Annotated in this window: 20 protein-coding genes; 6 read left to right on the forward strand and 14 right to left on the reverse strand. The window is 67.6% G+C overall.

Annotated elements, in window-relative coordinates; all coding sequences use genetic code 11:
* Positions 1–41: 41 nt before the first annotated feature.
* The gene (locus SRU_RS12340) at positions 42–884 is read left to right on the forward strand and encodes a TIGR02757 family protein (RefSeq protein WP_118827327.1); all 843 of its coding nucleotides are present in this window, start codon (positions 42–44) and stop codon (positions 882–884) included.
* Here the strand turns inward: SRU_RS12340 and SRU_RS12345 are convergent.
* From SRU_RS12345 to hrcA, 4 genes are all read right to left on the reverse strand, one after another.
* The gene (locus SRU_RS12345) at positions 809–1351 is read right to left on the reverse strand and encodes a flavin reductase family protein (RefSeq protein ID WP_011405068.1); all 543 of its coding nucleotides are present in this window, start codon (positions 1349–1351) and stop codon (positions 809–811) included. The two genes, SRU_RS12340 and SRU_RS12345, sit on opposite strands and share 76 nt — an antisense overlap.
* A gap of 140 nt (positions 1352–1491) precedes the next feature.
* Positions 1492–2658: a molecular chaperone DnaJ gene (gene dnaJ / locus SRU_RS12350; RefSeq protein ID WP_011405069.1), complete on the reverse strand. Its 1167-nt coding sequence runs from the start codon at positions 2656–2658 to the stop codon at positions 1492–1494.
* A gap of 99 nt (positions 2659–2757) precedes the next feature.
* A complete protein-coding gene (locus tag SRU_RS12355) occupies positions 2758–3420 on the reverse strand; it encodes a nucleotide exchange factor GrpE (RefSeq protein ID WP_237701733.1) in 663 nt (220 codons plus the stop codon).
* Positions 3421–3538: 118 nt separating this feature from the next.
* A complete protein-coding gene (gene hrcA / locus SRU_RS12360) occupies positions 3539–4630 on the reverse strand; it encodes a heat-inducible transcriptional repressor HrcA (protein ID WP_237701734.1) in 1092 nt (363 codons plus the stop codon).
* A 602-nt stretch (positions 4631–5232) separates the two neighbouring features.
* On the opposite strand from hrcA, the gene sppA reads away from it, so the two are divergent.
* Positions 5233–7038, forward strand: coding sequence for a signal peptide peptidase SppA (sppA, locus tag SRU_RS12365; RefSeq protein ID WP_237701735.1), 1806 nt, complete (start codon positions 5233–5235; stop codon positions 7036–7038).
* Positions 7039–7084: 46 nt separating this feature from the next.
* Here sppA and gpmI read toward each other — a convergent pair whose 3' ends face one another.
* Both gpmI and nth read right to left on the reverse strand, forming a co-directional pair.
* Entirely contained in the window at positions 7085–8656 is a 1572-nt protein-coding gene (gene gpmI, locus SRU_RS12370) for a 2,3-bisphosphoglycerate-independent phosphoglycerate mutase (protein ID WP_011405073.1), read from the reverse strand.
* Positions 8657–8765: 109 nt separating this feature from the next.
* Positions 8766–9614: an endonuclease III gene (gene nth, locus SRU_RS12375; protein WP_237701736.1), complete on the reverse strand. Its 849-nt coding sequence runs from the start codon at positions 9612–9614 to the stop codon at positions 8766–8768.
* Between the two features lie 106 nt (positions 9615–9720).
* Between nth and SRU_RS12380 the strand changes: the two genes are divergently transcribed.
* Positions 9721–10953: an Lnb N-terminal periplasmic domain-containing protein gene (locus SRU_RS12380; protein WP_011405075.1), complete on the forward strand. Its 1233-nt coding sequence runs from the start codon at positions 9721–9723 to the stop codon at positions 10951–10953.
* A gap of 94 nt (positions 10954–11047) precedes the next feature.
* Here SRU_RS12380 and SRU_RS12385 read toward each other — a convergent pair whose 3' ends face one another.
* The 4 genes from SRU_RS12385 to SRU_RS12400 form a co-directional block, all read right to left on the reverse strand.
* Positions 11048–11497 (reverse strand): hypothetical protein, encoded by a 450-nt coding sequence (locus SRU_RS12385; RefSeq protein ID WP_231847158.1) that lies wholly within the window; start codon positions 11495–11497, stop codon positions 11048–11050.
* A 262-nt stretch (positions 11498–11759) separates the two neighbouring features.
* A complete protein-coding gene (locus SRU_RS12390; protein ID WP_011405077.1) occupies positions 11760–12293 on the reverse strand; it encodes an Hsp20/alpha crystallin family protein in 534 nt (177 codons plus the stop codon).
* 213 nt (positions 12294–12506) lie between these two features.
* The gene (gene fahA / locus SRU_RS12395) at positions 12507–13796 is read right to left on the reverse strand and encodes a fumarylacetoacetase (protein WP_011405078.1); all 1290 of its coding nucleotides are present in this window, start codon (positions 13794–13796) and stop codon (positions 12507–12509) included.
* A 93-nt stretch (positions 13797–13889) separates the two neighbouring features.
* Positions 13890–14894: a hypothetical protein gene (locus SRU_RS12400; RefSeq protein WP_237701737.1), complete on the reverse strand. Its 1005-nt coding sequence runs from the start codon at positions 14892–14894 to the stop codon at positions 13890–13892.
* A 367-nt stretch (positions 14895–15261) separates the two neighbouring features.
* On the opposite strand from SRU_RS12400, the gene SRU_RS12405 reads away from it, so the two are divergent.
* On the forward strand, positions 15262–16812 hold the full coding sequence (locus SRU_RS12405; RefSeq protein ID WP_237701738.1) for a tetratricopeptide repeat protein: 1551 nt from the start codon (positions 15262–15264) through the stop codon (positions 16810–16812).
* Between the two features lie 165 nt (positions 16813–16977).
* On the forward strand, positions 16978–18174 hold the full coding sequence (locus SRU_RS12410) for a cystathionine gamma-synthase (RefSeq protein WP_164923622.1): 1197 nt from the start codon (positions 16978–16980) through the stop codon (positions 18172–18174).
* Positions 18175–18191: 17 nt separating this feature from the next.
* On the opposite strand, the gene SRU_RS12415 is transcribed toward SRU_RS12410, so the two are convergent.
* From SRU_RS12415 to glmM, 4 genes are all read right to left on the reverse strand, one after another.
* Positions 18192–18683 carry a DUF427 domain-containing protein gene (locus tag SRU_RS12415; RefSeq protein ID WP_103017635.1) on the reverse strand — a complete coding sequence of 164 codons (492 nt, stop codon included), beginning with the start codon at positions 18681–18683 and terminating at the stop codon, positions 18192–18194.
* A gap of 58 nt (positions 18684–18741) precedes the next feature.
* Positions 18742–20274, reverse strand: a complete 1533-nt coding sequence (locus tag SRU_RS12420) for an AMP-binding protein (protein ID WP_011405083.1) — start codon at positions 20272–20274, stop codon at positions 18742–18744.
* Positions 20275–20334: 60 nt separating this feature from the next.
* Positions 20335–20628 (reverse strand): hypothetical protein, encoded by a 294-nt coding sequence (locus tag SRU_RS15565; RefSeq protein ID WP_237701739.1) that lies wholly within the window; start codon positions 20626–20628, stop codon positions 20335–20337.
* A 186-nt stretch (positions 20629–20814) separates the two neighbouring features.
* Positions 20815–22224, reverse strand: a complete 1410-nt coding sequence (glmM, locus tag SRU_RS12430) for a phosphoglucosamine mutase (protein WP_164923623.1) — start codon at positions 22222–22224, stop codon at positions 20815–20817.
* 224 nt (positions 22225–22448) lie between these two features.
* Here glmM and SRU_RS12435 point away from each other — a divergent pair, with 224 nt between their 5' ends.
* A complete protein-coding gene (locus tag SRU_RS12435; protein WP_011405086.1) occupies positions 22449–23441 on the forward strand; it encodes a COX15/CtaA family protein in 993 nt (330 codons plus the stop codon).
* Positions 23442–23455: the final 14 nt, after the last annotated feature.

Consider the following 23455-nt stretch of genomic DNA (forward strand, 5'->3'; position numbering starts at 1 on the left):
CCGGGTACGGCGCGCCAGCCCCGAACGAGTTCTGTCCCCACGTGGCCACCCTCGACGCCCTTCAGGAGTACCTCGACACGCTCGTCGACCGGTACGAGCGTCCCCCTTTTATCGACGACGATCCCGTATCCATTCCCCACGCCTTCGACGACCCCCGCGACCAAGAGGTGATCGGACTCTACGCGGCGCTGCTGGCGTGGGGCCGGCGCGACGTGATGCTTCGCAAGCTCGAGGAGTTGTGCGAACGGATGGGCCACGCCCCCTCCCGTTTCGTGCGAACGTTTGACCCGGCCACCGACGCGGAGGCGCTCGATGGGTTTGTCCACCGCACCTTCCAGCCCATCGATGCGGTCTGGCTGACCGCCAACTTGAGCACCGCCCTCGACCGACACGAGACCGTCGAGGGCCTGTTCGCGGCGCACCGTCCCGACGACCCGGACGGCTCCCCCGTAGCGGCAATGCTCCAGGGCGTGAGCACGACCCTGCTCACGATCGACGACGACACCCCACAGCGCCTCCGCAAGCACCTGGCCCGGCCCGAGGCGGGGAGCGCCTGCAAGCGGCTCAACATGTACCTCCGGTGGATGGTGCGGCCGGGCCCCGTCGACCTCAACGTGTGGTCGGCCCTGGACCCGTCCGACCTGATGCTGCCGGTCGACGTACACGTGGGGCGCCAGGCTCGGGCGCTCGGCCTGCTGGAGCGGAAGAGCAACGACTGGACGGCGGTTCGGCGCCTCACGGCCATCTGCCGGCACTTCTGCGCGTCGGACCCCACCCGCTACGACTTCGCCTTCTTCGGGGTGGGGGCTCAGGACGAGTCGTTGGACGCGCGCTTCACGGGGGCCAACCGGGTGGACGAGAGCTCCTTGCCCACGCCCCGGTAGTCGCTCTTGTAGTACAGCACCGCCCCCTGGTCGGAGCGCTCCTCCACCTCCACCACGCGCCCGACGTACAGGCAATGATCGCCGGCCGGAATTGAATCGTGCGGGCGGCAGTGGAGAACGCCCGACCCGCCCTCAAGAATCGGCGTGCCGTGGGCGTCCCGCTCATGGGGCACCGCCTCAAACTGCTCGGCCCCACTCAGACCGGGAATGGCAAACTGCTCTGCGAGGTGCGCCTGGTTTTCGCCCAGCACGTGCACCGCGAACCGATCGCAGTGCTCCATCACCTCGAACATGCTCGCGTCGCGGCCCACGTTGAAACTCACGAGCGGCGGATCGAGCGCGACGCTCGAAAAGGACCCAATCGTGATGCCGCGCGCTTCCTGAGGCCCCCGGGCCGTCACCACGACAACGGGCGACGGCACCCGGCGCATCGACGCCCGGAATGTGCTTGGTTCGTCTTCGGCCATGGAGCAGGGTGGTGCACAAGAGTGGGGTGCGTGTCCCGAAGCGCATGTCCCCGGGATTCCTCATCTGGAAGAGGATCGTTCCAATGAGGCGACGGCCGGCCCGTTCGCTCCGAGTGTCGTCCGTTACGAAACTGTGTTCATCACGAGAAGACGTCGGAGACGCGACGGAAGAACGACTTCTGGGTGTCCTCCTCAGGGGGCCGGGGCTGGAAGTTGTCGTGCGCCCGAAGTTGGTCGAGGAGCTCCTCTTCCTCCGCGGTAAGCTCCTGCGGCGTCCAGACGTGCACGCGGATCATCTGGTCGCCCTGCCCACTTCCTTCCAGATCCGGCAGGCCGCGGTCCCGCATGCGGAGAATCTTGCCGGCCTGCACGCCGGGATCGACCTCCAGGCGGGCCTCGCCCTCCAGGGTGGGAACGTCCACCTCGGTGCCGAGCGCGGCCTCCGGGAAGGACAGGTGGAGATCGTAGTAGATGTCGAGCCCGTCCCGCTCGAAGTGCTCGTGGGGCTCCTCCTCAATCTCAATCCGGAGGTCGCCGCTCGGCCCGCCGCGGAGGCCGGCGTTGCCGGCGTCGCCCAGGGTGAGGTAGTTGCCCTCCATCACGCCCGGCGGCACGTTGATCGAAATCGACTCTTCGCCCTGCACGCGGCCCTCGCCGCCGCAGTCGTCACACAGGTTGTCGATGATGCGCCCCTCCCCCTCGCACCGGGGGCACGGCTGTACGTTGACCACCTGCCCGAACACGGAGCGGGAGACCTGACGGATCTCGCCGGTGCCGTCGCACTTCGGGCACATCGAGAAATTCTGCCCGCCCATGCCCCCCTCGGCGCCGGTGCCGTCACACGACTCGCACTCCAGGTACTTCTGAAGCCGGAGGTTCTTTTCGGTGCCCTCCGCAATTTCCTCGAGGGTCAGCGAGAGCGACACGCGGAGGTCGCTGCCCGGGCGTCCCCGCCCCCGCTCCGACCGACCGCGCCCGCGGCCCCCGCCCGGGGCGCCGCCGAAGATGTCGCTGAAGGCGTCGAAGATGTCTTCGATGTCGTGGAAGCCGCGCCCACGGCCCCGCCGGCCGCCGCCGGCCCCACTGTCGACCCCGTCGTGGCCGAACTGGTCGTAGCGCTGGCGCTTCTCGGGGTCCGACAGGACCTCGTACGCCTCCGACGCCTCCTTGAACTTCTGCTCGGCCTCCGGATCGTCCGGGTTCCGATCCGGATGGTACTCCATGGCCTTCTTCCGGTAGGCCTTCTTGATTTCCTTGTCGGAGGCGTCTTCGTCGACCCCAAGGATGTCGTAGTAGTCGCGCGGCATGTGACAGGAGCAGTTCGTTTGGAAAAGTGCGGCCTCGGGCCGCTGCGGCGGCGTGCAGTGACAATGAGAGCCAGCTACAGGGAGCTGGCAGGACCCTCGCTAGGCAGAGTCGGCCGCGCTGCCGCTCTCTGACGGCTCGGCGGCCACGACAACTCGGCTGTGACGGAGCACGCGGTCCCCCATCGTGTAGCCCTTCTGGACCTCTTGCAGGACGTTGCCCGGCTCTACGTCGTCGGACGGCTGCCGCATCATCGCTTCGTGCAGCTGCTCGTCGAACGGCTGCCCCTCGGCCTCGATCGGTTCCACGCCGAGGGACTGGAGCTGGTCTTGAAACTTGCGGTATACCATTTCCACCCCGCCCTTGAGCGTCTCGTAGGCCGACTCCGGATCCTCCGACACGTCGAGATCCTGGGCCGCGTCAAGGGAGCGTTCGAAGTCGTCGAGCACCTCGAGCATCGATTCGAGCACCGTCTCCTTGCCGGCCACGTGGCGGCGCTTCTTCTCCCGGTCCATGCGGCGGCGCACGTTTTCGAGCTCCGCCGCCTTGCGGAGCAGGCGTTCGTTCAGCTCCTCCCGTTCCGCCTTCAGTCCGTCCACCTCTTCGCGGAGGGCCTCGACCTCGTCCGTAAGTGCCTCGACGTCATCGGGGAGATCGGAGGCGGTGCCCTCCTCGTCGGCAGGGTCAGCACTGTTGGGGGAATCGTCGGCGGCTGGGGACGCGTCGTTCGTCGTCGGACGACCGTCGTCGGGGGCTTCACTCACAGTCAACAAGAGGGTTCGTGGGACAAGACACGGGACAGACTACACGAGCGGCCGCCGGCATTCGCCAGCGACCGCTAACGGCGTTCGGGGCGCGCCCCCGGGGCCTGGGGACAGTGAATCAGGACGGAACGGACGGGTCCGTCGTCTCGTCGTCCGCGGGCCGGTTCACTACGGCGGCCATGTTCTCGACGAGGGCCACGGCGCGTCCGTAGTCCATTCGCTTCGGCCCGATGACGCCGAGGGAGCCCACCGTATCGCCGAGCTGGTACGGGGACAAGACGATGGAGTAGGCGTCCATCTCCTCCTGATCGGTCTCGCTCCCGATGCGGACGACGGCCTGTCCCACGGCGTCGGGGTTGGCCTCGAACAAATTCTCAATCACCTGCACAATGCGGTCCTCATCTTCGATGGTTTCGATGAGGTGCCGCATATCGTCAGGCTCCTGGAATTCGGGCTGAGACAGAATGTTCTGCGTGCCGTCAAACTGCAGGCGACCTTCATCTGGCTCGCTGAAGAGGATCGAGGCCTCGTCGAGCACGAGCGCGATGAGCCCCGTCTCGTCGGGCAGGTCGTCGAGGCGCTCTTCGTAGGTGTCCCGGATCTCGTGCAGGGTGAGGCCGGCGAGGCGCTCGTTCAGGGTCGACACGATGCGGTCCATCTTCGACCGCTTCAGGTCCGGCTCGAAGCTGAGGACGACCGTCTTCACGAGCCCCCCCCGCACGCTGAGCACAAACATGAGGCGCGACCCGGACAGCGGCACGATGTCGAGCCGGTCGAGCATCGCGGTGGAGAGGCGGGGCGTGAGGGCGATGCCGAGCAGGTTGGTGAGCTTGCTCAGCAGACGGGTGCTCTCGCTCAGCAGCTCGTCGGTATCGCTGACGAGGCGGGCGAGTTTGACCTTGAGCACCTCCTGCTCCACCTCCGAGAGCTCCGGTGTGTCCATCAGCTCGTCGACGAACGTGCGGTACCCGAGTCGGGTGGGCACGCGGCCGGCGGAGGTGTACGGGTGGTCGAGGTAGCCCATGTCCTCCAGGTCCGCCATGGTGTTGCGGATGGAGGCCGGGCTCAGGTCCACGTTCGCGTCCTTGGCCAGCGACCGCGACCCCACGGGCCCCGCCGTGTCGACGAATTGTTCGATGACGAGGCGAAGGATGTCGCGCTCACGCTCGCTGAGGGACGGCCGATCGTCGTTCGCATCAACAGGGCTCACAGGGGCGTGAAGGGGTTTCTCAAACGGGTGTCCAGGCCGTTGTGCAGAGTGGTCTGTCCCCCAACCCGACTTTGCTGGGCACTTTCCCCAGTGGGACCCGCCCGTCAACACCGACGGATCCGTAGGTGGGACGCAGCCCCGGGTAGAGAGACAGGGTTGATCATCTAGTGTACTTCACACCGGGGCGCGAGTTTCCCTTGCGCGCGGCTGCTCCACGGCAGTCGCATCAACCACGACACGCCCTACACCGTCGCTTTGAGCTTGACTCAGCGCCCATCCCCCCTCCGAAGCGGCCACACCGGCCGGATGGACGGGCCCCACGAGAGCGAAGCGAGGGCCGACGGGCATGCCCTTGGGGGCTGACGAAGTACATCAAGGTTGGAAGCGACGGCAGGAAGTGCATTTGGGTCCCAAATGCCCGAAAAACAGGCGACCTGAGGTTCGTTCGAACCACACAGCCGTTTGGTGCGATTGCCCGAGCGGCTGCTCGTGGGCCGCGGGCCGCATTGAAACGGCAGCCCCGCCACCGAATACACGTGCACTGGTCGTGTGTCCGCTTTGCCCGACCGTCACCGACCTCCCACTCCACCCCGCCGTTCTTCATGCGCTTCCTGTCGACCCTCGCCGCCAGCGTGATCGGGACCCTCGTTGCGCTGGGGCTTATCGTCTTCTTCTTCGTCTTCTTCTTTTTTGCCGTCTCCCTCTCGGCCGACCAGACGCCGACCGTCCAGTCCGGGTCGGTCCTTACGGTGCCCCTGTCCGGCGACATTCCGGAGCGCGTGACCAATGATCCCTTCCAGAAGGCGTTCGGGGGCGGCCCGAGCGTTGACCTTCGGGGCCTTCAGACTGCCCTCCGGAAGGCGAGCAGCGACTCTCGGATCGAGGCCGTCTGGCTGCGGACGAAGGGGGTGAGTGCCGACTGGGCCACGCTCGAAGAGGTGCGGCAGGCCGTCGTGCAGGCCCGCGAGAGCGGCCTCCCGGTCCTCGCGTCCAGCGACGAGTTTGGCATGACGGAGAAGGACTACTTTCTGGCCAGCGCCGCCGACAGCGTCTTTACGGCCCCGCAATCCGCATTCGAGTACAACGGCTTCGGGACGACGGTCACCTTCTTCGACGGCGCCCTCCAGCGCCTCGAGGTGGAGCCGCAGCTCATTCGGGCTGGGAAGTACAAGAGCGCCGGGGAGCCGTTCGTGCGCTCGGACCTGTCGGAGCCGAACCGCGAGCAGCTTACCGCCCTCCTGGAAACGACGAACGAGCAGTTCATGACGGCCGTCTCGGAGGCCCGGGGGCTCTCGACGGACGCCCTCAACCGCCTCGCCGAGGAGAACGCCCTTCTCAGCTCCGCGGCCGCCCTGGAGGAGAACCTCATCGATGGGCTTCGCTACGAGGACGAAGTGCGGGACCGGCTCCGCGGCCTCGTGGACACTTCGTTGTCGGGCGATCTGCCCACCGTATCCATTGCCGACTACCAGCGGGTGTCGGCCGAGAGTGCCGGCCAGTCGTACACCGGGAGCGGACAGGTCGACATCGTGTACGCGCAGGGCCGCATCGTCGTCGGCGACCCGAACGGCCAGTCCCCCATCGGGGGCTCCCAGGCGCTGGGCTCGACGCCCCTGACGGAGGCGCTGGAGACCGCGCGGACCGATTCGCGCACGGAGGCCGTCGTGCTCCGCGTGAACTCGCCGGGCGGCAGCGCCGCGGCGTCGGAGGCGATGTGGCGCGCCGTGAAGCGCACCGCCAACGAGAAGCCGGTCATCGTATCGATGGGGGACGTGGCCGCCTCGGGCGGGTATTACCTCGCTGCGGGCGCGGACTCCATCATGGCGGACCCCACGACCACGACCGGATCCATCGGGGTGTTTGGCATACTCTTCAACGCGGAGGGGCTCTTTGAGGAAAAGCTCGGGGTCACCTTCGACGGCGTGCGCACCGGCCCCTACGCCGACCTCTACTCCACCACGAAGCCCCTGAGCCCGGACGAGCGGCGGCTCGTGGGCGGCTCCATCGACCAGACGTACAACACCTTTCTCCGGCGCGTGGCCGACGCCCGCAACATGGACGTGGAGGCGGTCGATGAGGTGGCGCAGGGCCGCGTGTGGTCGGGGCGGGACGCCAAGGAGGTCGGCCTCGTCGACACGACCGGCACGCTCGCGGACGCCGTGGCCATGGCGGGGGCGGCCGCGGGCCTCGGGGACGGCCCCTACCGGACGCGCACCCTCCCCCAGCCGAAAACCATCGTGGAGCGCTTCAGCGAGCAGTTTGCGGCCCAGGCACAGCAGGTGTGGCGGTCCGCCACGACGAATGCGCTTGAGCGCAAGTTCTGGCGCCAGAAGCAGATGTTCGACCGCATGATGGGCACGCACGGCTCCATCCAGGCCCGGCTGCCCTTCGAGCCCACGATCGAGTAGACCGGGAGGCGACGCGGCCTCCTCAAACCGAGCGGCGGCCGTCCTGCTACGAGGCGGCGGCCCGCTCGGCGGGCACGAGGACCTCCCCGTCCATGGCGTCGGGCACGTCTTCGCCGAGCAGCGTTAGGATGGTGGGCGCGACGTCGCCGAGCTTCCCATCCCGCACCGGCCCCTCAAACCCATCTTTGAGAATGATGTGGGGCACGAGCGCAGTGGTGTGCGCCGTGTGGGGCGACCCGTCTGGGTTCTGTAGCCTGTCGGCGTTGCCGTGGTCCGCAATGATACTCACCGAGTAGCCCTGATCGCGGGCGGCCTCCACCACCTGCCGGGCGCCGCGGTCCACGGCCTCGCAGGCCGCCACGGCCGCCTCGAAGTCCCCGGTGTGGCCCACCATGTCGGGATTGGCGAAGTTCAGGACGGCGAGGGTGTAGTCCGCCTCACGGAGGGACCGCGAGACGCGATCGGCCAGCTCCGGCGCGCTCATTTCGGGCTGTTGGTCGTAGGTGTCCACCTTCGGCGACGGCACGAGGACGCGGTCCTCCCCGTCGAACGGGGCCTCGCGCCCGCCGCTGAAGAAGTACGTGACGTGGGCGTACTTCTCCGTCTCGGCGGCCCGAAGCTGCCGCCCGCCCCGCGCACTGAGGACCTCGCCGAGCGTCCCCTCCAGGTTGAGCTTCTCGAAGGCCACCGGCAGGTCGAACTCGTCGTCGTAGGGCGACATCGTCACGAACAGGAGGTCGTCGGGGCGCTCGCGCTCGAAGCCGTCAAAGTCGGCCTCGGTGAAGGCCCGCGTGAGCTGACGGGCGCGGTCCGAGCGGAAGTTGTAGTAGACCACCGCGTCGCCGTCCTCGATGCGGGTGCCGTGGTCCCCGAACGCGTCCGCGTCGTCGGCCCGAATGCGACGGGGCTCCACAAACTCGTCGGTCACCCCGTCGTCGTAGCTCGCCTTCAGGGCCGTGACGGGGTCGTCGAAGGCCGCCCCCGTCCCGTCCGTGAGGAGCCGGTAGGCCCGCTCGGTGCGGGCCCACCGCTCGTCGCGGTCCATTGCGTAGTAGCGCCCCACGATGGAGGCAAGGCGCCCCACCCCGATCTCGTCGGCCTTCTTCTGGAACTGCTCCACGTAGTCGACGCCGCCGTGCGGATCGGTGTCGCGCCCGTCGGTAAACGCGTGCACGTTCACCTGCGCCGGGGCGAGCCCTTCGCGCCGGGCCAGCTCCAGCAGCCCGTACAGGTGCTCGAGGTGGCTGTGCACCCCCCCGTCGGAGAAGCAGCCCATCAGGTGGAGCTTCTGGTCGCTGGCCTTCGCGTGCCGGGCGGCCCGGACCAGCGCGTCGTTCTCGAAGAAGGACCCGTCCTCGATGGCCTTCGAGATGCGCAGGATCTCCTGGTACACGACCCGTCCCGCCCCCAGATTGGTGTGCCCAACCTCCGAGTTGCCCATCTGCCCGTCGGGCAGTCCCACCTCCAGCCCGGACGCCTTCAGGACGCCGTGGGGGTATTCGTCGTAGAGGTGATCCACGAAGGGCGTATCCGCCTGCTCGACGGCACTGACCGAGGGGTCGTCGGCCAGGCCCCAGCCGTCGAGAATGAGAAGGAGGTGGCGTTTTGAGCTGTCCATCGAAATGGGTGTTGATGGGTCGGGTGTTACCGCGAAATGTCGGGCGGGGAAATGGGCGTTTGCTCGCGTTCGGCCTCGGGCCCTGTGCCTGCCTGCTCCTCAACGGCCGTCACCCATTTACCCGATAATCCTTGACCTGCTTGGTCGGCTCGCCCGTCGAGGTGCGGACGACCTGCATGGAGCCGCAGCGGGGGCACGCGACCTGTTCGAGGTCGTAGCGATCCACGTGCGTCTCGGGGTCGTCGAAGTAATGGTCGCTGGTGGTGCAGTAGTAGGTCCCCGCCGACGAATCCAGCCCGTCGATGGGGTCCGGCAGGCGCTGGAGACGGTCGTAGTGTTTGCACTCCTCGTGGATCGGGCAGTCGTGGCAGTCCGGCGAGCGGGCCGTGCAGGTATACCGGCCGTGCAGGATGAGCAGATGATGTGCCTCGCCCCATTCCGCCTTGGGGATGACGCGCTTGAGCTGTTGCTCCACCTTTTTGGGCGTCGTGGCGTCCTCCTTGACGAGGCCGATCCGGTTGGCGACGCGGAAGACGTGGGTGTCCACCGGCAGCGCGTCGGCGTCGTGGGCCACCTGCGCCACGACACGGGCCGTCTTGCGGCCCACGCCCGTCAGGGTCTCCAGGTCGTCGATGGTCTCGGGCACCTTCCCGTCAAAATTGTCGACGACCTGCCGGGCCATCCGGGCCAGGTAGCCGGCCTTGTTGTTGGGGAAGGTAATGGACTGGATGTAGGGGTGAATGTCGTCGGGCGTGGCCTCCGCAAGGGCCTCCACCGCCGGGTACGCGTCGAAGAGATCGGGGGTCGCCTTGTTAACGCGCTCGTCGGTGCACTGGGCCGACAGGATGACCGCGACGAGGAGCTGGTATGGGGTGTCGTACTGGAGTTCGGTCGTCGGGCGGTCGATGCGCTCGCGGAGTTCCTCGAGAACAACGTCGGCACGGTCGGATCGTCCCACGGGGGAAGGGTGCGCTGGTTCAAAAATGACATCCGCGCGTTGAACCCACGGGGCGGGGGAACGTTCGAGGCGCGACCAATTTGCCCAGTGCTTCACGTCGTGCCCCATGGCCCCTTCCGTCTCCATCCGATCCCTCCTGTGCGCGCTCGGGGTCGCGCTGCTGCTCGGCGGGGGGGCCGCCCCGCTTTCGGCCCAGCCGCCCCGGCTTTCGGCGGAGTCGGAGGTGTCGATGGTGACCATCCTGCCCGGCGATCCGGTATACTCCATGTTCGGGCACAGCGCCCTCCGCGTCCACGACCCGGCCCAGAACATCGACCGGCTCTATAACTACGGCACCTTCGACTTCAGTGACCCACTGTTCATTCCCAAGTTTGCGTACGGACACCTCCGTTACTTTCTGAGCGTGGTGCCCTACCAGCGGGCGCTGCGGGCCTACCGGCAGCAGCGGCGGCCGGTCCTCGAACAGACGCTCAACCTGACCCGCACGCAACGAACGGCGCTCTTTCGGGTGCTGCAGGTAAACGCCCGCCCCGAGAACCGCCACTACCAGTACGTCTTCTTCTTTGACAACTGCTCCACCCGCGTGCGGGACGCCCTGGAGCAGGCCCTCGGCGACGCCGTGCAGTTTGGGAGGCGGCCCCGCCCAGACGCAACCTTCCGGCACATGCTCGACCCCTACGCGGCCAACCTGCCGCTCGTCGACCTGAGCTTCGACCTTGCCCTGGGCACCCCGGCCGACCGTCGCGTGACGCCGCGGGAGGCGCACTTCCTGCCCGACTACCTGTTCGAGGCGTTCGCCCACGCCACCGTGCAATCGGGCGACACGACCCGTGCACTGGTGGCCCGGACCGACACGACGCAGTGGATCGACGGCTACGAAGCAACCCCCACGGCCTTCCCCTGGCCCCTCGTGGCGGGGTGGACGATTCTCGTCCTCACGCTGGGCTGGACCGGCTGGCAGGCCACGACCGGACGCCGGCCCGGTGGGGCCGGCGACGCGCTGCTGCTCGCGGCGGTCGGCGTTACGGGACTGCTCGCGTGCTTTCTCTGGTTCGTGTCCACCTACGCGGTGACCGAGCACAATTGGAACCTGCTCTGGGCGTGGCCCACACACCTCATTGCGGCCACGGTGTTGCTGTGGCGCCCTTCGGCACCGGGGCTCCGGACGTACCTGGCCGCGACGGCCGTCGGCGCGGCGGTCGTCGCCCTCGGCTGGACGTGGTGGCCGCAAGACCTGCACGCAGCCGTCTTCCCCATCGTACTGACGGTGGGGGTCCGAACGGGGTGGCGAGCACTCGGTGGGGCGGGGCCGCGCGGTGCCCGGGGGCTTGAGGGATGAGGCGTTTCCTACTTCTCCTACTTCGACGCGGGACGCAGGCGTCCCCTCGTGCACGACCGCCCACGGGCACTCCTCTTCTTCAGGGAGAGCAGGGCTAATTTTGCCGGGCCTGCACCAGCTCGTAGCTCCGGGGCGGGGCCGGCGTGCCCTCCACGGCGTAGACGCGGAGCGAGCCGTCGTCGTCGGACATGATGACGACCGCCGACTCGTTCGGGTTGTATGACTGGAAGCGCGTGTCGAGCCACTCCGTCGGGAGTCGCTCCTCGTGGTGCTTCAGCCAGCCGCCGCTCGCGGGGCTGTAGAGCAGCTTGTGGGTGCCGATGCTCTCGTGGATGGGGCTGGAGGCCGGATCGCGCTGCGTCACCACGACGGTGCCGATGCCGTGGCGCTTGAAGCCCAGGTACGACGCCGCGGCCACGTCCATCCAGTGGTCCGTCAGGAAGTCGTGGTGGGCGTCCTCCTTCGGATCGTTGGTCGGCTGCTCGTCCGGCGCCTTCACCGTCACGAGATGCCCGTTCTCGTCGATGAGCGTGGTGCGTCGCATCGGAAGACGGCGTCGGTGTGAGGGAGCGAAAACTACCGACTCCAAGGATTCCCCGCCGGTGGAGGTTTCCCCGCCACCGCCCACAATCGTGAAACTCGTTGCAGATCCCTCGGGCCGCCCCGGCCCCTCTCCCCTCCAACAAAGCCCTCCAATGAAAAAAGGCCCCTGCCCGGAGCATCCGGACAGGGGCCTGCATGGACGCCCCCTCCCTCCCGACAGGACACTGAGGGAGACGGCGTTCGGGGCGTTCGGGACGGTGGCCCTACTGAATCTCAATCTGGCGCGGCTTCACCGCCTCCGTCTTCGGCACGCGGATTGTCAGCACGCCGTTGTCGTAGGTCGCCTCAATGTTGTCGGCGTCCACGGTCTGGGGCAGGGTGAAGGCGCGGCGGAAGTGCCCGAAGGAGCGCTCCACGCGCACAAACTCTTCATTCTCGTCGGTGCGGCTGCTCTCGCGCTCGCCACTGATGACCAGCTCGTCGTTCTTGTAGCTGATCGTCAGGTCGTCCGTGCTCATGCCGGGCATGTCGAGGCGAAGACGATAGGCGTCCTCCGCCTCAGTGAGGTCCATGCGCGGGCGCCACACGGCCTGCGGGGACGTGTCCTCTTCGTTCTCGTCCCGGGACGGGAAGAACCGGTCGAACACGCGGTCGATCTCGTTCTGGAGGCCGTTCAGGTTGCGGTTTCGGGTGCGGGTCAAGCGAGTCATAATGGGAAAAGGGGGTCGGTTGCAAAGTCTGTGAGGACGCTCGGAGGCCGTCCCGTGGACTGACCTCTCGCGTCGAATTCCACCCACTTACAAGAGCAACTCGTGTACCATCCCAAACACACCCCAAAACAGCCTGCCACTTCGACGGAGCGCACGGACGAGGTGGCAGGCCAGACGCAGGGGCCCGCAATTGTGACAACGGCTGCGGCGGCGGCTCTGCCACGGCGGCAACCGTCTCGGCTCCGGCCCTGCCAATTCGTCTACGTGCCGGCCCCCGCGCCGCCGTGCACCGCCCTCGGATCACGCACAGGACGCCGGGAGCACCCGACCGTCCGCCGTTCCGAATCCGACGCGGTAGTCGTCCGCCTGCGCGTAGGCCCGCATGATCACCCGATCGCCGTCTTCGAGGAACGAGCGCGTCTCGTCCCCCGGCAGAGACACCGGCTCCTCCCCGCGCCACGACAGCTCCAGCATGCTGCCGTAGCTGTCCTCCGTGGGCCCGCTGATGGTGCCCGACGCCAGGAGATCCCCCGGGCGGGCATTGCAGCCGTTGACGGTGTGGTGGGCGAGCTGCTGGCGCATCGTCCAGTACAGGTGCTTGGTGTTGCTGCGGCACACCGTGTGCGGGCTCGTCATCGACGGCGTTTCGAGGTCCACCTCCAGGGTCACGTCGTAGGCCGCGTCCCCGTCGGCCTGCAGGTAGTCGAGCGGCTCCGGGTCCTGCGTGGGCCCGGCCACCCGAAACGGCTCCAGGGCCGCCATGGGCACGACCCACGGCGAGATGGTGGTGGCGAAGCTCTTGCCCAGGAAGGGGCCGAGGGGCTCGTACTCCCACCCCTGAATGTCCCGGGCGCTCCAGTCGTTGACCAGCACCATGCCGAAGATCTGGTCGTCCGCCTCGTCGATCGAGAGGGGCGTGCCGAGCTCGTTGCCCTCCCCCACGAAAAAGCCCGTTTCAAGCTCGAAGTCGAGCAGCTGGGTCGGGCCGTAGACCGGCGGCGCGTCCGCGTCGGGCCGGGTCTGGCCGCAGGGCCGCCGCACGTCTTGGCCGCTCAGGAGGACGGAGCTGGCCCGCCCGTGGTAGCCCACCGGCAGGTGGACCCAGTTGTCCTTCAACGCATTCTCGGCGCCCCGAAACATCGTCCCGACGTTGGTGGCGTGCTGCTTCGAGGAGTAGAAGTCCGTATAGTCCCCGATGTCGACCGGCAGGCGAAGCGATACGTCGGCCCGGGGGTGAAGCACCCGGTTGCGGAGGGACGCGGCGTCGCGCAGCTCGGCCGTGTCGGCCCGGAGGAGCGCCTGCAGGCGGCTCCGGACGGCCGACCAGGCCGAGGGGCCGAGGGCCATGAAGTCGTTCAGCGTGGGCTGCGCGAAGGGGCGTTCGTTCTGCAGCTCGGGGACGTCAAAGACGCCTTCGTTGTTGAGGGTGGCGAGGTCGAGCACCTGGTCCCCGATGGCCACCCCCACCCGGGGCACGGTCGTCTCGGGGGGCGTGAACACGCCGTACGGAAGGTTCTGGATGGGAAACGGATGGTCGGATGCCACCTCAAGAAAGGAGGTGAGGGACGAAGTGGGGGGGGAGTCGGTCATTCGACGAGGGCGTTGAGTTGGGAGAGGGGAGACGGAAGAGGGGCATGAGAGGCGCGCGGGCTCAGTCCCCGATCGCGGCGGCGAGCAGCCGAATCAGAGCCATTCCAGGTCGCGCAGGTGATCGACGGGTTCTTCGAAGCTACAGCTGCCAAACGAGAGGGCCAGGTGTTCTCGGGCGTACTGAATGTCGTCGAGGGAGACGGTCAGGTCGCGCCACGCGAAGGCGTCCTTGAGGAACCGAAAGTTGTCTGCGTTTTTCTCGACGAGAATGGCCTGCACCTCAGGCGGATCGAGATCGTGCTCGGCGGCCAGAACCGCGGCGGCAAAGACGTTGAGGAAGCCGTGCATTTCCGTGTCCAACCCGTCGTCGTAGTGGCGCACCGGGTGGTGCAGCCCCGCGGTGGCCTTGAACGGGACCCCGGCGTCGCGGCAGGCCACAATGAGGGCCGCCACGTCCTCTACCTCGGGCACGTCGGTCGGCTCTGCGCCTCCGCAGCGCATTTTCAGCCCGACGGTGGTGCGGGCCGGCACGGCCTGCTGGCTGTTGTGTTCGGCCGCCGCGGCGCACAGTGCCGAGAGGTTCGGGACGGTGTCGTTCCGCAGGGGCACCTCGAAGAAGAGGTCGAGCTTGGCCGTGCCGGTCGCGACGAGGGTACGGGTGATGGACTCCAAAAACTCAATTCCCTCCGCCTGCGAGCCCCCCACCAGGGCGTCCGGGAGGGGCACCTCCATCACGTCGACCTGGGCCTGCTCCGCGAGGCCGTCGCCGAAGTCTTCGATGGCCTGCAGGTCCCGCTCGAACGCCTGCAGGAACGTGTCGGCCGTACTGCCCCCCGTTCCTAACACCGAGAGGTCGTACCGCGTCCCCTCTTTTAACAGGGGGCGATGGGCCTTCAAGTCGGGGAGGCGCCCCACCGGAAGCACAAAGCGCGACAACATCCAGGCCTCCTCCTCGCGCCGGTACTCCGCATGGCTCTGGAACGCGCGGTGGAGGGACAGGTCCGCCGGTGGGAACAGGCCGGCGTAGTCGATCACGTCGTGGAGAAAGGCCCGGAGGCTCGGCGTAATGAGGGAGTCGGACGGGTCGGAGGCTTCCATGGGAACCGAAACGGACTGGGAAAGACGGCGAGAACCAGCATCGACGGGCGACCGCACAGCGCCGTGCCGGTGCACCCCCGCCCCGACGACCGCCCCGCGAGGAACCGTCGCCGCAAACGCACCCCTAAGAAAGGAAAGCAGGCGAGCAGTTACAACGCGCCCACTCTGCTCGATGAATCGGAAGTTCACGGCTCGGGGACCGAAACGTATTGAATGGGCTCCACATTCCTGCTATCATAGAAAAGCACATGGATTCCGCCCCGGCACTCTGTCAGCTCGGCATCGGTCTGTCAGAACACCTCGTTCGATCGTCGGAATTCGAACGCCGCATCCTCACCCGAATCCCACTGACCACGACTTTGCCACCATGACGATCCGACAATCAGCGCTCTTTGCACTCGCCTTGGGGACCCTCGGCCTTCTGGCCCTTTCGGGGTGCTCGGCCGGAAACCCGAACATGAGCGCCGCCGAGGACGCCATGGAGCAGGAACGCTACGAGCGGGCCCTCGCCAATGTCGACTCGGCCATTGCCCAGGACTCGGCCAACGCTCAGGCCTACGCAATGAAGGCCCGAATCCTGCGCCAGATGGCCGACAGCACGGCGCCGCCCGAGGCGTACAAGCAACGCTACCGGCAGGCCCGCCAGGCCGAGGAGAAGGCCATCAAGTTCGACCCGGGACGACGAAGCGACATCAAAAACCAGCGCGAACTCGCGTTTATTCAGGAGTTTCAGAAGGGCGCCGATGCCTTCAACCGGGCCCAGCAGTCAAGCCAGAAGTCCGATTACCTGCGCGCAGCGGCGTACTTCGGGGCCGCGGGCGCGATCCGTCCGGACTCGACAGGGCCCATCCGGAATGAGGCCTTTGCCCGCCTGCAGGCCGCCCGCCTCGAAGGGGGCGATCAGGGCATGCAGGAGATGTCCAACGTGATCCCCATTCTGGAGCGCTACCTCAAGAAGGAGGACGAGCCCGAGAAGGACGTCTACAGCATTCTTTCCCAGCTGTACCGCCAGGGGGACCAGCCGGAACGGGCACTTGAGGTGACCGAACGGGCCCTCGACGATCTCTCGAGCCGTCCCACCCACTTCCGCATCCAGGGGACGCGTGGGCTGAGCTACACCGGGACCATCGAGGCCGGAGGCACCTCCCGACAGGTGGAGGGCACCACGCCGGACCGGATCGAGCTGTCGACCAGCGACGGCATGGTCACCGGCACCTTCCGGAAGCAGGACGGCGGCAAGAAGCAGACGAAGGGGCGCCTGCAGGTCGGCCTGTACACGCAAGGCACCCAAGTGGCCAACAGCCGAACCACCGCGCTCGAAGAGATCACGATCTCGGAAGACCTATCCAGCGTGACGCCCCTCGCGGAACTTCAAAACCAGCGCCTGAGTGCGCTCAACAGTACCGGAAACACCGAAAAGGCCATGCAGGCCTACCGGCAGCAAATCGAGAGAAACCCGGAGAATGCACGCTACCGGTACAACTACGGCTCCCTCCTGCTGAACTCCGACCGGTACGACGAGGCGATCGAGCAGCTTAGCGAGGCCGTGAAGCTGGATTCCGACGACCCCAAGAAGCAGTACAACCTCGGGGCGGCCTACCTGAACAAGGGCGTCGTTTTGCAGGACAGCCTGGTGTCCGTCCGCGACTCCGTGATGGCCCAGAACCGCAAGCCAACCCAGGAGGAGGCGCAGATGATTGAGGACCTGGACGAACAGCGCCTCCAGTTCTTCCAAAACGCCATTCCGCCCCTGGAGCGGGCCCGGCAGCTGAGCGGTGCGAACGGACGGTACCGGCAGAACGCATGCTCGGCCCTCCTTCAGGCCTACGTGCAGACCGAGCAGACGGACAAGGCTGAAGACGTGAAACAGTGTGCCGGTGCGGGAGGCAATACGAGCGGCGGAAGCGGGGGACGATAACCTGCCTTCCTGCACGAACCTCATCTTGGTTCGACGCTCGCCCCGGGCCTCTCACGAGAGGCCTGGGGCTTGCTGTTTGCGGGCCCCTCTCCGGGAGCCGCACCTGAGGTCCCGTCCCGCCGAGTGGCACACGTCTTTTTCTCTTTCGAATGTACCTTCTCCCTCATGCCCGACTCTTCCCTTCACGATGATGCCGTCCTTGAGGCCCCCGAGGCCGATGGATTCGGAACCCGGGCCGTGCACGCCGGGCAACAGCCCGACCCCTCCACCGGCGCGGTCATGACGCCCATCTACCAGACCTCCACGTACGCCCAGGCCGCCCCGGGCGAGCACAAAGGACACGAGTACTCGCGGGTCTCGAACCCCACCCGCACGGCCCTGGAGGGGAACCTGGCCTCCCTGGAGGGCGCCGAGCACGGCATCGCGTTCAGCTCCGGCGTGGCCGGCATCGACGCGATCGTCAAGAGCCTGCGCCCCGGCGACCACGTCGTGGCGACCGACGACCTGTACGGCGGCACCTACCGGCTGCTACGGGAGGTCTTCGAGCCGCTCAACATTCAGACCTCCTTCGTGGACATGAGCGACCCGGACGCGGTGACGGACGCGTTCACCGAGGACACGGCACTGCTCTGGGTCGAAACGCCCACCAATCCGCTCATGCGGCTGGTCGACATCGAGGCGCTCGCCGAGCGGGCCCACGCCCACGACATCACCGTAGCGGTCGACAACACCTTCGCCACCCCCTACCTCCAGCAGCCCCTCGCCCACGGCGCCGACCTCGTCCTCCACTCCGCCACGAAATATCTCGGCGGCCACTCCGACCTCATCCTCGGGGCCGTGTGTACGAACTCGGACGAGTGGGCGGAGAAGCTGCGCTTTCAGATCAAGAGCACCGGCGCCGCCCCCGGGCCCATGGACTGCTTCCTGACGCTGCGCGGGACCAAAACCCTTCACCTGCGCATGGAGCAGCACTGCTCCAGCGCCCGGCGGCTGGCCCAGATGCTCAACGCCCACGACAAGGTGGGGCATGTGCGGTACCCCGGCCTTCCCTCTCACCCCGGCCACGCGCTGGCCCAGAAGCAAATGTCGGGCTACGGCGGCATGATCTCGTTCGAGCTGGCCGACGACGAGATGGACAAGGCCCTCGCCGTTCTGGACGCCGCCGAGGTCTTTACCCTCGCCGAGAGCCTCGGCGGGGTGGAGAGCCTCATCGAACACCCGGCCTCGATGACCCACGCCTCCATTCCCGCGGAGGAGCGCGAAAAGATCGGGCTTACGGACTCGCTGATCCGCCTGAGCGTCGGGGTGGAGTCGTTCGAGGACCTGCGCGATGACCTCGACCGCGCGCTGTCCCGCGTCTAGTGGCTGTACGAGGGGGACTACCACCCCATCGTACCGGGCCCGCCCTTGAAGGGCCCTACGACATCATCGGTAATCCAGCCGCCGTAGAAGTCGCCCTCCTGAGCGCGGGCCTCCTCCTCGCCCACGTAGCACTCGTCGACCTTGCTGGCGTAAAACGTAACGTAGTCCTGCAGCTCGGCAAACCGGGCCGTCGGGTCCGGATAGCCCCAGGCCGCGCTCCGCGCGGAGCGGTCGCCGACCGTGAGGGTGTAGTACACGGCACGCCCCTTGAACTCGCACATCGTGGTCTGCTGCTCGCGCTCCAGGTGCTCGGTGGCGATGTCGTCCGGGGGCAGGTAGTACACCGGCGGATGGCTCGTCTCGAGGACCCGCAGCGCCTCGGTCGTGTCGGCGATGGTCACGTCGTTGAAGACGACCCGGATGCGCCGATCTTCCGATTCGAGGGCCGGCGGGCGGGGATAGTCCCAAACGGATTCTTGATCGGGCCCGGGTGTGGTGGGGGTCGGCATGGCGAGAGCGTACAATGGAGGGAAATGAAGTGAGAAGGTTCGCGGCCTTGGGGCCGTCCTAGTCTGAGGAAGGGGACGCCCGGAGTCGACGGGTCATCTCGTCCCGATCGACCCTGCCCTTGCCCTCCTGGGCCCAGTCCCCGGGAGCAACCCGGACGCATCCAGCGAGCCGGTGTCCCAGGGGGCCGAGCACATCCCGGATGGCCGCCTCAGAGGGCCCCTCCGAGGCCGACGGATCGACGCAGAGGGCGACCGACAGGTCCTCCCCGGCCGGCGTAAACAACAGGGCGTCGTGGAGACTCGGAAACTGGCCCTTGAGGCGTGCCTCCCACGCCCCTGCCCGGACGAAACGTCCGTTCGACAGCTTGAATGCCGTGTCTTTGCGTCCGTCGAAGTAGAGGGCATCGCCCTCCCGACGGACGAGGTCGCCCGTGCGGACGGTCCGATTCGGGGCCCGTCGATCGAGGCCCTCGTGCCGCCGCCACACGCCCACGCAGGCGTTCGGTCCCTTGAACAGAAGTTCGCCGTCTTCTGCCACCCGCACCTGGCATCCGAGGGGACGTCCCAGGTAGTGTGCGTCCCACTCGCCCGGCGCCCCCAGCGCAATGCCGGGCGCAGCCTCGGTCTGCCCGTACCCCGCACGGAGCCGCGTCTCCGACAGGCGATCCGCGAGCGGCCCGGCCACCGGGGCGCCCCCCACGATGCCCCCATGCAGGCGGCGAAGCAACGCGGGGCCGCGGTCGGTCGCCCACAGGCGCCGAATCGTGAGCGGCACGGCCGAAAGGTGGGTGGCCCCCCACGCCTCGCCCAGGGCCGCCAGGGACTTCGGATCGCGCCCTCCGGCCGGATCCCGGATGATTTCGGCACCGGCCAGGAGCGCCGGCAGTAGGTCTAGCACCAGCCCGAAGACATGCGACCAAGGAAGCACGGACAGCACACGCGCCCGTCGCAGGGTCAGGTGCGGGAGGTGACTCGCCAACACCGACAACACGTTGCGGTCCGAGAGCGCAATCCATCGGGCCCGCTGCGTGGTGCCCGAGGTGCGCAAGAGGAAGCGAACGGCAGGGGTCGGGGGCGTCTCCACTGGCCGGAGCGCGTCCGGCACAGAGGCCGGCCCCGCGTACGGATCCGCAGTCCAGCGGCACGGTCCCGACTCGGGGGCGACCGCGGCCCGGGCGTCCAGGGCCGCGCACACGCCACCGATGTCGTCGTCCGGCCGCGCCACCGCAACGGTGACGCCCTCCCACAACGCGGCGACGAGAACCTGCACGAAGGCCGTCGACGGCGGCAGGGCCACGACGAGCCGGTCTCCGGCCCGGAGCGACGCCTCGCGGAACGCGTCGGTCCACCGCCGGGCCCCCGTCCACAGCGATCCTGCCGGGGTTGCGGCATCGTTCTTTACGAGGGCGGGCAGCCCCTCGTCCCGCAGGTGTTCGTAAAACAGCCCCCGCCATGGATTCTCGCCGGCGGTCGCCCCGTCGGACGAGCACTGTGAGCGCGCAGCGCGCAGGTCCGCAACAACCTCGGTGGGGGCCGCCGGCGCGGGCCGCGCAGCGCTGCCCGATCGAGATGGGGGAGCCGTTGTCTCCATGGAAGGTCGGGCAGGGGGGATCGTAGAACACGACGAAACCGACGAACGTGGGCCGGGCCGTCAGCCGGACGTTCCGTTCGTCTCTTCCTCCGGCTTGACGGGCAGTTCGGGGTGATCACGCTCCGCGTACAACTCTTCGAGCTGGTCCGCCATGTTTTCAATCATCCGAAGCGCCTTTTCGGGGTTTTCCACCCCGGCCTCCACAAGGACCTCGCGCTGGACCGATAGGGCCTCCGCCTGCTTCCGCAGACGCCGTACTTCGGACACGACGGCGTCGGAGTCCTCCACGGCGAGCACATCGACCAGTTCGTTCCATTGTGCTCGGTACCAGTCGAGGTCGTGGTCGTCGTTCATTGAACTGACGGTCTTGGACGCAAGGTCGAAACGAGTCCTCCTCCACTCGTGGCCGGGAGCAGGCGCTTCTGGGTTGGCAACGAGTGGATTGGCAACAAAAGCGTTTTCGTATGGGAAAATTGAATCTGGGCCTTCGACGGGCGGTTCCTGTCCACAGAACAACGATCCCGAAAAAGATGCCTCGCCCTACGTCGCCTCCAGTGCATCGATCTGCTCCCGCAGCTCTCCGCAAAAGCGGTCCGCGAGGGCCTGCGCGTCGTCCTGGGTCGGGGCCTCCGTGTACACCCGGAGAATGGGTTCGGTGTTGGAGGGCCGCATGTGCACCCAGGACTCGTCGAAGTTGATTTTGAGCCCGTCGAGGGTCGACTGGTTCGTGTCACTGTATTTTTCCGCCAGCGCTGCGAGGAGCCGGTCGGGGGCCACGTCGGGGAGCGGCAGGTTGTCCTTCGCCATGGCGTAGTGGGGCAGGTCGTCGTGGAGCGCTCCCAGGGACCGCCCCGAGTCGGCCAGGTGTTGAAGAACGAAGGCCGTTCCGGCGAGGGCGTCCCGGCCGTAGTGCAGGTCCGGAAGAATGACGCCGCCGTTCCCCTCCCCGCCCAGCACGGCATCGACCTCCTTCATGCGCTGCACCACGTTGATCTCGCCGACGGCGGAGCGGTAGACCGGCTGGCCGTGCCGGGCGGCCACGTCATCGATGGCCCGGGACGACGACAGGTTGGTCACGAAGGGCCCCTCGCGGTGCCGCCACAGGAAGTCCGCCGCCAGCACCTGGGTGAGCTCTTCGAGCATGAAGCGCCCCCGGTCGTCGACCAGGGCGAGGCGGTCGGCGTCGGGGTCCACCGCCAGCCCGAGGTCGGCCCCGTGCTCAGGCACCGCCGCCGTGAGCTCGGTGAGGTGGTCGGGGCGCGGCTCGGCGGGGTGGGCAAAGGCGCCGGTCGGCTCGCAGTGGAGGCAGTGGACATTCTCCTCGGCCACGCCGAGACGGTGGAGCAGACGCGGCAGGGCAACCCCGCCCACGGAGTTGACGCCGTCTACGACTACGCTCAGGTTCTGCGCGGCGATCCCCTCCGGATCAATAAGGTCGAGCGCCAGGATCTCGTCGATGTGCTCGGGAAGGGCGTTGCGGGAGCGGTACCCGCCGAGGGCGGCGTGGGTTGCAGGGGCGGCCTCTCCGGCCTCGGCGCGTTCAATGACGGCCTCCCCCTGCGCCGGCGTCAGGAACTCACCCGTCTCGTTGAGCAGCTTGAGGGCGTTCCACTCTTCTGGGTTGTGCGAGGCACTCATCACGATGCCGCCGGCGGCCTGCTCTTGAAGCACGGCCATCTCAACGGTGGGCGTAGAGGCCATCCCGAGGTCCACCACGTCACACCCCATCCCGCGCAGCGTCCCAATGACGATCTGGGCGCAGGCGTCTCCGGATGGGCGGGCGTCGCGCCCCACGACGACACGGGATGGGCGGTCCGCGGCATTGGCCCGTTCACGGCACCACGTGCCGAAGGCCCCGGCATACCGCACCAGGACGGAGGGATCCAGGCCCTGCCCGACGATGCCACGGATGCCGGAGATGGACGCAATCAGGGTGTCGTTCGAAGCCATGGGGCAGGGAGGATGTGGAAACAGAGTTGACCGTGCAGGCGAAACAGGTGCGCGGCGCAGGAGATGGGAAAAGGCCGAAAAGGCGTAGGAAAGACCCCACCAATGGTTCCCGTTTGCGGCCTCTTTACGGAACCGGAATGCCTCCCTCTTGGTGGGATCGTTGGGCCTAAAGATCCCAGAAAGACTCCTGTTTTTGCTACAGTGTTGACGGCCTCTTTGCCGCCATGTCTCCCTCACGTTCTCGTGCTTCCGATTGGACCTGGCGCCGCCGGTTCTCGGCGTGTACGGTCCTCCTGACCGTCTTCCTCCTCTCCTGGGGTGGGGTGGTGACCAGTATCGGCGCCGGCATGGCGTTTCCGGACTGGCCCACCTCGCTCGGCTCCTACAACCTCATCAATCCGGTCGAGGAGTGGTGGCTGGTGCCGGCCTACCTCGCCGAGCACGGGCACCGCCTCATTGCGAGTCTCGTCGGCGCGTTCACGGTGGCGTTGGCGGCCTGGACTTGGTGGGAGGACCCCCGGGCCTGGATGCGGAAGCTGAGCCTCGCGGCCGTCGCGCTGGTCATCCTTCAGGGCCTCCTTGGGGGCCTGCGTGTCCTCTGGGTCTCGCTGGACCTCGCGATGGTGCACGCCTGCGTCGCGCAGCTCTTCTTCGCCACTCTGGTCGCCATGACGCTGTTCGTCACCGACACGTGGCGCCGCCGGGACGGCGTGCTGCCCCAGACCGACTCCGCCCGCCACCTGCGCTGGTGGTCGTACGCCGCCGCCGCGTTCATCTACCTGCAGATTGTGCTGGGGGCCCTGCTGCGACATCCCGGCGCGGGCATGTCGGGGGGCTATACGACGCTGCACGTTGCCGGGGCCTTTGCGGTGGTTGGGGTTGTTCTCGGGGCCTTCGTGGTCGCGGAAAAGCACTTTGACGCGGTGCCGGCGGTGCGCCGCACGGCCTGGGTCCTGCTTGGCATCATGGGGCTTCAGTTTGCCCTCGGCCTCGCGTCCCTGCTTCTGACCCTGTACGAGCCGGGCGGTCAGGCGGGCGTCATTGCGTACGTGGTGCTCACGGTGGCTCACCTCGTGGTCGGCGCCGTGCTGCTCGGGGCGTCGGTCGTGATGAGCCTGTTGACGTCGCGTCGCCCCCAACACGCCCCCCCCTCTGCCCCCACCAACGGCGCGACGCGGAACGTCCCCGAGCGGTCGCTCGCGAGGGCCGAGCCGTAGCCCCCACAGCGCCT

The organism is Salinibacter ruber DSM 13855 (assembly GCF_000013045.1).
Taxonomy (GTDB): Bacteria; Bacteroidota; Rhodothermia; order Rhodothermales; family Salinibacteraceae; genus Salinibacter; species Salinibacter ruber.

Excerpts from the sequence above, each read along its gene's own strand:
- gpmI (WP_011405073.1), bottom strand. The coding sequence starts at position 8,656 with ATGGACAGCTCAAAACGCCACCTCCTTCTCATTCTCGACGGCTGGGGC.
- SRU_RS12345 (WP_011405068.1), bottom strand. The coding sequence starts at position 1,351 with ATGGCCGAAGACGAACCAAGCACATTCCGGGCGTCGATGCGCCGGGTG.
- SRU_RS12420 (WP_011405083.1), bottom strand. The coding sequence starts at position 20,274 with ATGGAGACAACGGCTCCCCCATCTCGATCGGGCAGCGCTGCGCGGCCC.
- SRU_RS15565 (WP_237701739.1), bottom strand. The coding sequence starts at position 20,628 with ATGAACGACGACCACGACCTCGACTGGTACCGAGCACAATGGAACGAA.
- sppA (WP_237701735.1), top strand. The coding sequence starts at position 5,233 with ATGCGCTTCCTGTCGACCCTCGCCGCCAGCGTGATCGGGACCCTCGTT.
- SRU_RS12400 (WP_237701737.1), bottom strand. The coding sequence starts at position 14,894 with ATGGAAGCCTCCGACCCGTCCGACTCCCTCATTACGCCGAGCCTCCGG.
- SRU_RS12385 (WP_231847158.1), bottom strand. The coding sequence starts at position 11,497 with ATGCGACGCACCACGCTCATCGACGAGAACGGGCATCTCGTGACGGTG.
- glmM (WP_164923623.1), bottom strand. The coding sequence starts at position 22,224 with ATGGCTTCGAACGACACCCTGATTGCGTCCATCTCCGGCATCCGTGGC.
- SRU_RS12415 (WP_103017635.1), bottom strand. The coding sequence starts at position 18,683 with ATGCCGACCCCCACCACACCCGGGCCCGATCAAGAATCCGTTTGGGAC.
- SRU_RS12380 (WP_011405075.1), top strand. The coding sequence starts at position 9,721 with ATGGCCCCTTCCGTCTCCATCCGATCCCTCCTGTGCGCGCTCGGGGTC.
- fahA (WP_011405078.1), bottom strand. The coding sequence starts at position 13,796 with ATGACCGACTCCCCCCCCACTTCGTCCCTCACCTCCTTTCTTGAGGTG.
- SRU_RS12410 (WP_164923622.1), top strand. The coding sequence starts at position 16,978 with ATGCCCGACTCTTCCCTTCACGATGATGCCGTCCTTGAGGCCCCCGAG.
- SRU_RS12435 (WP_011405086.1), top strand. The coding sequence starts at position 22,449 with ATGTCTCCCTCACGTTCTCGTGCTTCCGATTGGACCTGGCGCCGCCGG.
- SRU_RS12405 (WP_237701738.1), top strand. The coding sequence starts at position 15,262 with ATGACGATCCGACAATCAGCGCTCTTTGCACTCGCCTTGGGGACCCTC.
- dnaJ (WP_011405069.1), bottom strand. The coding sequence starts at position 2,658 with ATGCCGCGCGACTACTACGACATCCTTGGGGTCGACGAAGACGCCTCC.